We start from the raw sequence: 12,610 nt of genomic DNA, 5'->3' as shown, positions 1-12,610 counted from the left end.
TAATTTATACAAATGACTTATGATAATTAATAAATATTATTTCAACCTTTTCAGAAGTAATATATTGTTGATAAAAATGGAGGCTTTAAAAATGAAAATTTTTGATTCACATTTTCACATTATTGATTTTAATTTTGATATAAAAGAAAACAATGGCTATTTGCCACCAAGTTATATGGTTGAAGATTACAAGCGTGAAACTAAAGATATCAACATTCAAGGCGGGGCTATAGTGTCTGGATCTTTTCAAGGTTTTGATCAAAAATATCTTTTGAAAGCACTTAATGATTTGGGACCTGATTTTTACGGGGTTACCCAGTTACCTTACACAGTATCTGATGAAACAATCATATCTTTAAATAATAGTGGTGTAAAAGCGTTGAGATTCAACGTTAAACGTGGTGGTTCAGAAGATTTAGCGCCTTTAAAGTATTTTGCAAAACGGGTTTATGATTTAGTAGGATGGCACAGCGAATTATATATTGATTCAAAAAATTTACCTGAACTTGAAAAAACACTTTTAGAACTTCCTGCTATTTCAATTGATCACCTTGGTCTGTCTAAGGAAGGTCTTCCTAATTTATTGAATTTAGTAGATAAAGGCGTTCACGTTAAAGCTACAGGGTTTAGTCGTGTAGATTTAAATATTAAAAATGCACTAAAACTAATTTATCAAACGAATCCTCACGCGCTCATGTTTGGCACAGATTTACCTTCTACGCGTGCAACTCAACGATTTTCTAGTGCAGATATTGATCTAGTTACAGAAATATTCGACGACGAAGCTTGTCATAAAATATTTTATCAAAATGCTTTAGATTGGTATAAAAAGTAAAATATAAACATAAGCAAAAATAAAGTCTCCATCATAGAGCCCTTCAAATCCACTTACTGGCACTAAAGATTTACGTTTTTTAACTCTGACATTACTGAAGTCAGAGTTTTGTATATAACATCTAAAAATCTCTTAACATATGTTGGCTTCCCAAAAGTGCTAAATACATTAACAGTTGTTAAATGAGTTTATCAAGCACATGGCGTTTCTTGCCCTTCATAATAGTATTACACTTAGGTAAGCAGCTTATTAACTAGGAAAACATTCTTGTACCTCAAAGATATTTTACTAGTTTTTATGTGATGAATTGTGCGTTTGATCACAACAATTTCATAAAATATATTTTATTTAGATACTTTTTTGTTCGCTGGTTCATTCTTTTACTACTAATACCATCTTTTAGCACAATCTTTAATTGTTTCAATCATTGCTATTTCTGATGAAGACAATGTCTTAGATTGATGATAGACCAAAAATGTCGCAATACCTTTGTTATTTACATCTACTTCTTCTCCAGTAAATTGTTTACGTTCCAACTCTTTTTTTATTGAAAAATATGGGAAAATTGAAATACCTAACCCATGTTCTAGACATTGTTTAATTGCTTCAATGCTTTGAAATTCAAAGCTATCTTGTACGTCCCAAGAATTAATTTTAAAGTATTCTTTCAGCATTGGTTGATAACTACAAAATTGGTCTGAATATAGCGCTGTATTTAAATTTTGCTTGGTATTACTATAAGCTAAAATCATTCTTTCAGTATTTAATTTTTCAATATAAAAAAGTTTATTTTGCCAATTTTCATTTTCTAATATAAGCGCTAAATCTATAACACCTTTTTGAAGATGTGCTTTAATATCGTTAGGTGCTACGGACTTCAAAGAAATTTGGACTTTAGGGTAATTTTTTTTATACATTTCTAAAATTTCTGGTATTCTACATATCATTAAAGATTCCGATATACCTATAGTTAGTCGGCCTTTGGGTTCATCATCTAAATCCTCAATTTGATAGTAGATTTGTAGTAATTGTTTCACATAAGGTAATAATTTCTCACCATAATTAGTGAGCGTGACATGATTACCTAAACGATTAAATAATTCGTGTTCAAGTTCTTCTTCTAAATTTTTTATATGTGTGGTTATAGTAGATTGGGCATAATCTAGCTGATCCGCCGCTTCTTTAAAACCTCCATGTTCTATAATACTTTTAAAAGTAATTAATTGACGAAATTCCATTTGTATCTCTCCTTCAAAAATATTGAACAGATGATTCAATGATTTCAATTTTACTAAACTCGCGACTAAAGTTAAAATGAATTTACTGAATTTATTAGAGGAGGTCAAGAACCTAATGTTTTTTCAACCATTAAATACTTTAAATGTTAAAAATAGAATAACTCTCGCACCTATGACGCGTATTAGTGCTACATTAAAAGGTATCCCTACATCTGAGATGCTGAATTATTATCGTTCTTTTGCTGAAGGTGGCTTTGGCTTAATAATTACTGAAGGTCTTTTTATAGATGAAACACATAGCCCTGGGTACCAACATCAACCTGGTCTTGTAACTCAAAATCAAATCGATGCTTGGAAAAGTGTCGTTGATGCAGCGCATGAAAACAGCTCTAAAATGATTGCTCAACTTATGCATGCAGGCGCACTCGTACATGGCAACGCATTTGGTTATACGTCTGTCGCACCTTCTTCAATTGTTCCTAAAGGAGAAAAAAGCGCAATGTATAATGGCGAAGGTAAATATCCAACGCCTGAAGCTTTATCTATTGAAGGTATAAAGAGTGTTGTACAAAGTTTTGTGAAAACTGCTAAAAATGCTCAATATGCAGGATTTGATGGTATTGAAATCCACGCTGCAAACGGATATTTATTAGACCAGTTTTTAACTACGTATACCAATCAAAGAAATGATGATTATGGCGGTTCGTTAGAAAATAGAATCAGAATTATATTAGAAGTAATTACAGCTATTAAGTCAGAAGTCTCATCGGATTTTATCGTGGGTATCCGTATTTCTCAAAGTAAGGTAAATGACTTTGACTACAAATGGGAAGGTGGCGAAAAGGATGCTCAATTTATTTTTGAAAATCTAGCTGACTCCGGCGTTGATTATATCCATACAACAGAGTATAAAGCTTGGCAACCTGCTTTCAATGATAATACGCTTTCGTTAGCTGCTCTCGCTAAACGTCATACTGATGTTCCCATTATTGCAAATGGGCATTTAGAGGATATTGAAACGGCGATAAGTATGCTCAAAAATAAAGAAGCGGATTTAATTGCGCTTGGTAAAGCTGCTTTAGCCAATCATACTTTACCTCAAAAAATACATGCAAATCAATCTTTAAATGAATTCAATCCAGATAAAGTTTTAAACCCTGACGCAACGCTTAAAGATTTTGAATTAAAATAATTTATTAATTATTTTAAATATTTCAGTTTTAATATGGCATTTTTCATTGGTAACAATTATTGTCATATAAGTTTAATAAAGCGTGTTTTATGAAGCGTTATCGACAGAAAGCGTTCAGTGTGCCGACCACATTTTAACTCGTGATAATAAGCTATATTATACGGCAAAGACAGTGAACTCACGTTATTAGTAAAACAACTATATATTTAATCAATTACAATATAAAGCCAGAGATATATTAGTTCTTTTTATCTCTGGCTTTTATAATTTAAGTGTCAAAAAAATTGATATAAATTAAAACGATACATAGTTAAATTTTAATACATTTTTTATCCTATTTAATGATCTAGGCCCCACTCACATATAGTTTCTAAAATTGGGATTAAAGATTTGCCTTTTTCTGAAAGTGAATATTCTACTTTAGGTGGTATTTGTGGGTATTCTGTTCTAATTATAATGTCGTTTGCTTCCAATTCTTTTAACTGTGTACTTAATGTTTTATAAGTTATAGTACCTATCATTCTTTTCAGCGCGTTAAATCGAACCTTTTCATTTTCAGCTATTAAATAGAGAATCACCATTTTCCATTTACCACCGATAATAGACATTGTATAACCAAAAGGCGTATCGTCAATATTTTTTACTTTCCCATGAAATTCTTGCATACTCATTAAATCACCACCCGTATACATCATTTTAACACTAAAGAAGGTTGAAACATAAATAATGTTTCAACCTTAAATATCGTATTAGCAGTAAATAATAAAAATGCAAATATACTTAGATCCAACTTTTAAATAGACATTTATACAATAACTTCAGCTTTTGTATTCTTTTTTCCTACACATACTTGATGGATTGGAGTGAAGAAATCATTTTATAAAAATATGATTTCTATCCCTTCCCCTTTAGTTACTCATTTTTTAACAACGGTAATTTATTCAATAGATTACGTAACGCGTTAGCATCCCAAGGCATATGTTCTGTAATACCTAAACCAACGACACTGGTATGCTTAGAAACATCATCAATGAGCCTGCCAATTTGCCCCAAATTCATTTCACCTTCAGCCCAGTTGATAGAAATTGGTTCTGGACTGGCAAAAATCTGGGAACGGAATCGGTTTGGATCCAATATATCGACATCAAAGTGAACGATTAAATGTCTAATACTGTTATCATTTATCTATTTTATAACAATATCACTATCTCCTTCAAAATCTTCAGGATATGCTACTTGGATGCCTAATGCTTCAATCCGTTCAGCCTCATAATCTTTTGGCTTAATACCAGCTAACATAACATTTTGAGGTTTCAATGGCATTTTCACTTTGTCAGCAAATGCTTGATCTCCTTCTCCTAATAAATTACCTAATACCATTGTATTGGCATTTTCCATTTCTTTCGGGGATGAAATATCCCCATGCGAGTCTATCCATAACACACCGACATCCCCACCATAACGTTCATTAAGATAAGCATAAGGTGCTTGTCCAACTAAACAGTCACCACCAAATATTACAATATTATCTGGTTGATGTTGCTCTATTAAATGTTCTGCTGATTGCAATTGTTTTAATAGTGCCTGACGTGCAACTACACCTTCCTCAGTTTTTAATAATTCAGGGTCTGATTCTATAGGAACCTCTACTAAAGGGTCATCGCTTTTTGGTGCTAACCACGATAAGAGTTCTGCTCCTAAAGCATATCCTGCCTCATTATTTCCACCTTGCCACTGTGGCATCAACATACGTAAAGTACTATTAGCCATTGTTCTTTCTCCCCTTTTCATATTTCGTTATTTATTATCTTAACCTACCTTTATTATATTACTCATATAATTTGATGTAAGTATGCACTTTTATGCCACCTACTATCTTAAATGATAGTAGACCCATTTTGAGTTATTCGCTTTTTTAAAATTGAATAGGAAAAAGCGTTCAATTATGTCTATCTAACAATATTGAACGCTTTAAGTATATGAATGCATATTTGCTATTTAATTTTTAGATTTTATATAATGAATTTCCGTTCAAATCTATAATATAAAGGGTACCTTAAACACGAACATCATCTTTCTTTCCAAATAATGTTACAAGTAATAATATTATAGTTGAAAGTGGTAAGCCAATTAATATTGGATGGAGACCAAAGGGATGACCAAGAATTTGCCAAACTATCGCAGAAATCAATCCACCCCACATGGCTAAATTACCAGCAAGCTTCGAAGGTTTTTGCCAAAACAACCCAAAAACTACAGGCGCTAGCAAACCAGAAACAGACATCGCGGTTCCTGTCACCATTAAATCTACTAATCCTGGAATCATAATTGCTAATATTAACGAAATTACAGATACTATCAATACAGATAGCTTGCTATACAACAGCATTTTCTTTTGGCTAAAACTTTTAATATTAGGCTTGATAATATCATTAGCAATAGACGAGGATCCTGCAATAAAAAAGGAATCGGCACTAGAAATAACGGCCGCTAATAAGACAATAACCATTACTACCACAATTGGAAACGGGAATACTTCTTGAATCACGTGATAATAAACTAGCGGTGTTTCAGTTATATTCATATTCAATCCAAACCTACTCAACACACCTATGAATACTGTTATCGCGCCTAATAATACTGCTATAATCATAGAAATCCAATAACCATTTCTTGCAGTTTTCAAATCTTTTGCTGCCCAAATACGTTGCCAAACGTCTTGCCTGATAAATTGATAAAAAGCTAATGTTAAAAGATAAATTAAAATCTCATTCGGTGTGATATTAATTAAACTCAGCATTTCAAGTTGATTAATATTCTGAGCATTAGTTTGAATATCGCTCCAACCGCCTGAATAATAAATAACTACAAAAAATAGTACTATCACTCCTATTGTAAGGATGACTCCTTGTACAACATCTTGCCATATGACCGCTTTCAAACCACCAAAATAAGTCTTTATCGATAGCAAAATCCATCCTATCACAATGCCAATTGTCATATTTAAACCAGTTGTTAAATTTAAAATAGAAGCAATTGCTACAAACTGCATGCCTGTCATTGCACAATAAGCAAAAAGAAAACTGATAACCGTAGGAATACGTGCTGATTCACCATAGCGAAGTGCAGTATAATCACCAATCGTTACCATATTATATTTTTCTCCTAATAATCTAATACGTTTTAAGAAAAATAGTGCAAGGATAATTACAGCAACCATCATTGTAATGTGAATCCATTGTTGCCCCATACCTAACGTGTAACCATTTTCCATATATCCTAAAAGTGTCGCCCCACCAACCCCTGTGCTAACGAATGTTAGTATAAGCGGAAACACTGAAACTGTTCTACTTGCCATATTATAGTCATCATAAGTTTTGATTTTCCCTTTTATATAAAAAGACATAAGTAATAAGAAAATAAAATAAATGATGATCGTAAAACCTAAAATATATTGTTCGTTATTATTAAACACATCGATATCTCCTTATAAAAATAAATTAGTTTACGAAATTTAAGTTTATCGTGTGTTTTTAATTAAAGCAATTTTTATTTTAAATATAACTTTTATATAACTTCTTGGACTAAAATTATTTTTTATACTATGAGTGGGGTTTTCATTAATTTTATAATTATTCGTAGTGATTTAATCTTTTGCTTCTTCTTTTAGTTGCTTAAATTTTATGTTTCGCTTTAATTTAGCTAGTATCAAAATAACACACCCCTAAAAGTTAGATTTTCAGTCCAACATTTGGGGGCGTATCATAATTTCCAATTTCAAGAGTATAGTTTTATTTATTTTGCGATTTCTTTTTTATCAATTATAAAATCTATTACTATAATACTTATTAGTCGTTATTATTTGTTTTTATTATGACTAACTAGCATCAAAGACCCGGCTCATGCATATAAGTTTATTAATAATGGAGTATTTGTGTCTTTGCCAGTATTAGTAATAATTTTTATTATCTTTGGTCTAGGCTTCAATGCCTTTTTCACTATCGCCAGAGATATAAGCTAATTCAATAAAGTTATAATAATTCACTCATATTTCTTCAATAATTTATTATAAAAATCGTTAAGTGCTTTATTATCACTAACTTTGAACATTTGATTTGGGTTTAAATTTGGATCTTTTCCATTATAATCTTTAGGTGCAAAACCAGATGACAAGGTAATATCTTTTGAATCAGTAAACGCATATTCATACACTTTGCCATTATCTGCAAATAGGTATTTAGTTACGGGTTTATTAATGTCAGCAACAGCACTATACCCTTCAATATTTGATAAGTTCTTGGCAGCTTTATCTATACCAGTTACCCCTTCATTTGATGTGTAAGTTACCGCACCCGTCACAGAATGTAAATCAAAAGCTTTCGGCCCTGGTTTTCCCCTATCACTTACTTGAATTTCCCCATCCTCAGTACCTGCATACCAATCTCCATCAGACATGCTTCCACTACCGAAATAGCGATTTGATACTGCCTTATTATTACTTTTCTCATGTTTAGCAAGCCACGACAAGACCTCTTCTTTAATTTCTTTTTTATCTTGGTCTGATATAGATGCTTCGGATGATGTTTCTTGGTTAGCACTTTTAGTAGCTTTATCATTTTTACCTGACTGTTGAGTTGCTTCTTTTTCATTATTACAGGCAGATAATACCAGACAAGATAAAAAGATTATTGTTAGGCATCTTAGTACTTGTTTCATTATTTATCAATCCTCAATTTCCTGGGAAATCAAGAGGCCTAAGCTAGATTATTATCCTCTAACTTAGGCGTTGATTTAATTATTTATTGTCTTTTTGAATGCCAAACTCATCAACTAGTTCAACATTACGCTGTTCACCTTTACTAATGTCACCGTTTAATTGATAAATTTTAACTTTCAATGTATTGCCCTCAACTTCATAGACTGAGAAGTTTTGTGAAGAAGAGTCACGGTTATTTGAGTGACTGTCTTTAAAGGCATCTGTTTCTTGAGGCTGTTTACCTAATTTAAATAGACTGTTATAGTGTTCTAAATCTTTTTCAGTTAACCAACTTAATTCTGGTCTCACTTTTTTAATATGTTCTAAAGAACGGTCGTAGATACTGTCGTATTCTTTTGTACCACCTGTATTTGGCAATACATATACAGAACCTTTTGGATTATCATAATATGTTACATTGTCTTGGCCAACAAATTGTTTAGTGTCTTCTTTTTTAGCATTTACGAAACTGTTTTTCGTCGAAGTATGTTCTAATGGATGTGTACGTGATAATACATGATCATGACCTTGTAAGACTAGATCTACATCTAAATCATCGATTTCTTTTGTTAACTCTTCTCTAATTTTCTTCACATCTTTATCTGATAAAGCATGATAAGACTTAGAATACATTGGTTTATGTAAGTTTAACACTACCCAGTTCGAACCATTATCACGTGCTTTTTTGATATCTTTCTTAATCCATTCCATTTGTTTTTTGCCTATCGCTTTTTCGTCTGGATTGTCTTTAGATTTTTTGTTGTCATTTGTATTTGCAACAACCATGTGTGCGCCGTTGTAATCAAATGAATAGTAAGAACCGCCATTTACAGCGTCATTTTCTTTTGGTACGTTCACATGTTCATTAAATTTAGTTAATAGTTTTTCATCTTCTTCATTTAGTGCATATTCATCATGATTTCCTGCTGTGGCTACAACTGGTAATGACATGAATGATGGACGCGATTGTTTATATAAATCTTTCCATTCATCTTCAACTTCTGCTGTTTCAATAAAGTCTCCTGTGTGTAATGCAAAGCTAGGATCCCCAGCCGTTTGAATAGCATTTTTCAACGTATCTGCACCAAATGCCGCTTCATTTCTTACATTTTCATTCCAAAAAGCATTTTGCGTATCTGTATATTGTACGAAATTAAATGGATCGCCTTTTTTACCAGCTGTTTTAAACTGTCCAACTTGGCTCTTCTTACCATTATCACTTCCTACTTTATAGTAGTACTTTGTATTTGGTTTTAAGTCTTTTGCTTGTGCTTTGTATGTATACTCAGCTTCAGTTATTAAGTTTGTTTTACCATGCTTGTCACCACTCATCCATTCTGGGCCACCAGCATGTTTATCTGTATAATAACCATTCACTTTTTCTTTACCATCTTTACCTTTTACTGGCTCACCTTCATCATTTTTAGCAATATCTTTAAAAATAATATTTCCATGTTTATCTCTTTCAAGGTACTTTGAATCTACTTTTTGAACATTTGCATCAAATGTTTTGGCATTCTTAAAGTTTTTAGACTCTGATACCCATACTTTAGAATCATCAAATTTATCTGATGTATACCAGCTAAAACCCATTTCTGACTGTGGATTACCATTTATATTTGTAATAATTCGGTTCGGTTTATTTTGCTTTTTGATATCTTCAACTTTAGGCTTTTTATCTAAAAGTTTTATTTTGTTATTATTCTCTTGTTGGGCTGTTGGATTGGCATTATCGGTAGCTTCCCCTGATCCACTTGCGTGTGCTGATTCTGGTGTAGCAATAAGACTAAATAATAAGACAAAACTCGCTGCAGTACGGAAAGCAATCGATTGATGTTTCTTCTGATTCATATAACTCCTCCTCTGACGATTCATATTACTCTTTCCTCACTACTTTAACATTACTATTTTAAGCCGATATTAATTACATATGTTATTTGTAAATATGACATTAAAACTATATATTCTTATAAACATACAAATGATAATTGATTTTAGTTATTTTTTATAGAATTCCGAAATCGAAAACCCATAATGCCTTTGCTTTCTAAAATGAAAATAGCTAAATTACGCATAGAAAAATAAAAAGAACCAAATATAAATACTTGGTTCTCTAGCTATTTAAATTTTTATACCATTTTGATGTATGACTTTTTTATACCAATCAAATGATTTCTTCTTTTTACGTTCTAAGGTGCCATTACCAGCATCGTCTTTATCAACAAATATCATACCATAACGTTTACTCATTTCACCTGTGGATGCTGATACTAAATCTATAATTCCCCAACTAATGTAACCAAGCAATGGTACACCGTCTTGAATGCCATCATGCATCGCTTGAATATGCTGTTGCATATAATCAATACGATAGTCATCTTGGATACTGCCGTCTGCTTCTATGACATCTTTTGCTCCCAACCCATTTTCAACAACAAATAGAGGTTTCTCAAAGCGTTCATATATTTGATTCATCGTAATCCTTAAACCAAGTGGATCGACAACCCATCCCCAATCACTCATCTTTAAGTATGGATTTTTAGCCGATACTATTACATTACCTTCATTTTTCTCTACTCTTGTAATATCAGCAATAGATGTTCTAGACGCATAATAGCTAAACGCTACAAAATCTACGGTTTGTTTCAAAACTTCTTTATCATGGTCAGTAATATCAATTTGGATTCCTTTAGACTTAAATAGTGATTCCATATAGTAAGGGTATTTCCCTTTAGCCTGGACATCTACAAAGAATGTATTAGTTCTTTCATCAATCATAGACTGCCAGACGTCTTCCGGGTTACAGCTGTACGGATAAAAACTACCGCCTGCAATCATGCAACCTATATGAGCATCGGGCGTGATACGGTGACAACTTTCCACAGCTTTAGCACTTGCAACTAACATATAATGCGCTGCTTGATATAACATTGATTCGTTAGATATAATTAAGCAACAGCTTATCGAGTTTGAAAAAACCCTTGAACAATAACTTTTATATATTACTATTAATCTATGTAAATAAACTTGTAGTTATGAATTAAAAAGTTATTATATAAGACAATGACAAATGTAGCTTTCTATCTTATTTTTAACCGAGACATTCATAATGTCTCGGTTTTCTCTCTATTTATAGTTAAAAAATGATAACCATAGTCTAATCTATATTCATATATACGACATGTGTGCGTAAATATTCTTCTAAGCCATGCTTGCCGTCAGCACCGCCAATGCCTGAATGTTTAACACCTGCATGGAAACCTTGCATAGCTTCAAAATTTTCTCTATTAATATACGTTTCGCCAAATTCTAAGCGATCTACAGCTTTAAAGACTTGTTTCATATCGTTAGAGTATATAGATGAAGTCAAACCAAACCTGCTATCATTTGCGAGCGCTATTGCTTCATCAATAGTTTCAAAACTCACGACGGGTAATACAGGTCCGAAAACTTCTTCTTGTATGATTTCCATGTCGTTATGACAATCTGTAATTACGGTTGCTGGATAAAAGTTACCTTTACCTTTAGGTAGAACGCCGCCACACGCTAAGTGTCCTCCTTGTTGAATAGCTTGTTCTACGTGATGATGCACATTTTTTTGGGCTTTTTTATTAATTAGTGGTCCCATATCATAATCACTATCTAACGTGTTACCGTACGTTACTTCAGCCATTTTTGCTACTAATTTATCTACAAATTGATCTTGTATGGATGATTGCACATAGACTCTTTCTGCGCAGTTACACACCTGACCGCTATTGATAATACGTGAATCAATAATATATTGTACTGCTTTGTCAATGTCAGCATCTTCTAAGACAATGGCTGGTGCTTTACCACCTAACTCTAAATTTACTTTTGTAACATTGCGGCTCGCCGCTTCCATGACTTTTTTCCCTGCACTTTCACTACCTGTAATCGATACGAGTTCAATTGCTTCATTGCGTGCGAGTTCATCACCAACAACTTCGCCGGCACCATTGACTAAGTTGAAAACCCCTGTCGGTAAGCCTACTGTATCTAAAATCTCAGTAAAAATTAAAGCGTTAATAGGCGTCTCTTCTGATGGTTTTACGACAATTGTATTACCAGTTACTAATGCTGGCGCCATTTTGCGTGCGATTAAAAAGAATGGGAAATTCCAAGGTAAAATACCTGATGTAACGCCAAGCGGTTTTTTATACAATAAAATATGCTCGTTTTTACGATCGCTTTGAATAATCTCACCTTCAAAACGACGCGCCCACTCCGCCATATAATCTAAATAGTCAGCAGTAAAAAATACTTCTGTACTGGCTAAACCACGCGTTTTTCCGCCTTCTTTGATAATGACTTCCGTTAACTCTTCGTTACGTTCGCGTATTCCCGTGGCTATTTTCTTTAAATATTGTGCTCTTTCAATAGCAGGCACTTCGCTCCAATCAATTTGTGCTTGTTGTGCACTATAAATTGCTTCTTGAGTATGCAATTGTGTACCTGCATATGTTTGTCCAATAATATCCTCTGTCGCTGGGTTTATAACATCAATTACGGATGCTTCTGGTCGCTCTACAAATTGGCCGTTTACATAATCTTTAATTTGATACATC

11 protein-coding genes are annotated in these 12,610 nt (G+C 32.8%); 2 read left to right on the top strand and 9 right to left on the bottom strand.

Features of this window, described 5'->3' with window-relative positions:
* The first annotated feature begins 91 nt into the window (after window positions 1-91).
* Window positions 92-835: an amidohydrolase family protein gene (locus tag ACF91D_RS05340; RefSeq protein ID WP_392436617.1), complete on the top strand. Its 744-nt coding sequence runs from the start codon at window positions 92-94 to the stop codon at window positions 833-835.
* Between the two features lie 386 nt (window positions 836-1,221).
* Here ACF91D_RS05340 and ACF91D_RS05335 read toward each other — a convergent pair whose 3' ends face one another.
* Window positions 1,222-2,073 carry a LysR family transcriptional regulator gene (locus ACF91D_RS05335; RefSeq protein WP_327620845.1) on the bottom strand — a complete coding sequence of 284 codons (852 nt, stop codon included), beginning with the start codon at window positions 2,071-2,073 and terminating at the stop codon, window positions 1,222-1,224.
* Between the two features lie 115 nt (window positions 2,074-2,188).
* On the opposite strand from ACF91D_RS05335, the gene ACF91D_RS05330 reads away from it, so the two are divergent.
* Entirely contained in the window at window positions 2,189-3,265 is a 1,077-nt protein-coding gene (locus ACF91D_RS05330; RefSeq protein ID WP_069793348.1) for an oxidoreductase, read from the top strand.
* Window positions 3,266-3,603: 338 nt separating this feature from the next.
* Here the strand turns inward: ACF91D_RS05330 and ACF91D_RS05325 are convergent, their stop codons facing one another.
* The 8 genes from ACF91D_RS05325 to aldA form a co-directional block, all read right to left on the bottom strand.
* Window positions 3,604-3,936, bottom strand: a complete 333-nt coding sequence (locus tag ACF91D_RS05325) for a winged helix-turn-helix transcriptional regulator (protein ID WP_069793347.1) — start codon at window positions 3,934-3,936, stop codon at window positions 3,604-3,606.
* A 241-nt stretch (window positions 3,937-4,177) separates the two neighbouring features.
* Window positions 4,178-4,399 (bottom strand): hypothetical protein, encoded by a 222-nt coding sequence (locus tag ACF91D_RS05320; RefSeq protein WP_327620846.1) that lies wholly within the window; start codon window positions 4,397-4,399, stop codon window positions 4,178-4,180.
* A 51-nt stretch (window positions 4,400-4,450) separates the two neighbouring features.
* Window positions 4,451-5,035 carry an arginase family protein gene (locus ACF91D_RS05315; protein ID WP_327620847.1) on the bottom strand — a complete coding sequence of 195 codons (585 nt, stop codon included), beginning with the start codon at window positions 5,033-5,035 and terminating at the stop codon, window positions 4,451-4,453.
* A 286-nt stretch (window positions 5,036-5,321) separates the two neighbouring features.
* On the bottom strand, window positions 5,322-6,740 hold the full coding sequence (locus tag ACF91D_RS05310; protein ID WP_069793345.1) for a sodium:solute symporter family protein: 1,419 nt from the start codon (window positions 6,738-6,740) through the stop codon (window positions 5,322-5,324).
* Between the two features lie 566 nt (window positions 6,741-7,306).
* Window positions 7,307-7,981 (bottom strand): hypothetical protein, encoded by a 675-nt coding sequence (locus ACF91D_RS05305; protein WP_039067972.1) that lies wholly within the window; start codon window positions 7,979-7,981, stop codon window positions 7,307-7,309.
* Between the two features lie 79 nt (window positions 7,982-8,060).
* Window positions 8,061-9,872 carry a purple acid phosphatase family protein gene (locus ACF91D_RS05300; RefSeq protein WP_081325036.1) on the bottom strand — a complete coding sequence of 604 codons (1,812 nt, stop codon included), beginning with the start codon at window positions 9,870-9,872 and terminating at the stop codon, window positions 8,061-8,063.
* Between the two features lie 270 nt (window positions 9,873-10,142).
* Window positions 10,143-11,024 carry a family 1 glycosylhydrolase gene (locus ACF91D_RS05295; RefSeq protein WP_481135860.1) on the bottom strand — a complete coding sequence of 294 codons (882 nt, stop codon included), beginning with the start codon at window positions 11,022-11,024 and terminating at the stop codon, window positions 10,143-10,145.
* Window positions 11,025-11,178: 154 nt separating this feature from the next.
* A complete protein-coding gene (gene aldA, locus ACF91D_RS05290; protein ID WP_327620849.1) occupies window positions 11,179-12,609 on the bottom strand; it encodes an aldehyde dehydrogenase in 1,431 nt (476 codons plus the stop codon).
* Between the last annotated feature and the right edge of the window lies 1 nt (window position 12,610).

It is taken from the genome of Staphylococcus sp. 231237_7MaSpsaltlick, from assembly GCF_043107035.1.
Note: the sequence above shows the minus strand (reverse complement) of the source record. Positions and strands in the feature narration are given on the sequence as shown.

Bases quoted from the DNA above. Each gene is read 5' to 3' on its own strand.
- ACF91D_RS05340 (WP_392436617.1), top strand. From the start codon at position 92: ATGAAAATTTTTGATTCACATTTTCACATTATTGATTTTAATTTTGAT.
- ACF91D_RS05335 (WP_327620845.1), bottom strand. From the start codon at position 2,073: ATGGAATTTCGTCAATTAATTACTTTTAAAAGTATTATAGAACATGGA.
- ACF91D_RS05330 (WP_069793348.1), top strand. From the start codon at position 2,189: ATGTTTTTTCAACCATTAAATACTTTAAATGTTAAAAATAGAATAACT.
- ACF91D_RS05325 (WP_069793347.1), bottom strand. From the start codon at position 3,936: ATGAGTATGCAAGAATTTCATGGGAAAGTAAAAAATATTGACGATACG.
- ACF91D_RS05315 (WP_327620847.1), bottom strand. From the start codon at position 5,035: ATGGCTAATAGTACTTTACGTATGTTGATGCCACAGTGGCAAGGTGGA.
- ACF91D_RS05305 (WP_039067972.1), bottom strand. From the start codon at position 7,981: ATGAAACAAGTACTAAGATGCCTAACAATAATCTTTTTATCTTGTCTG.
- ACF91D_RS05300 (WP_081325036.1), bottom strand. From the start codon at position 9,872: ATGAATCAGAAGAAACATCAATCGATTGCTTTCCGTACTGCAGCGAGT.
- aldA (WP_327620849.1), bottom strand. From the start codon at position 12,609: ATGTATCAAATTAAAGATTATGTAAACGGCCAATTTGTAGAGCGACCA.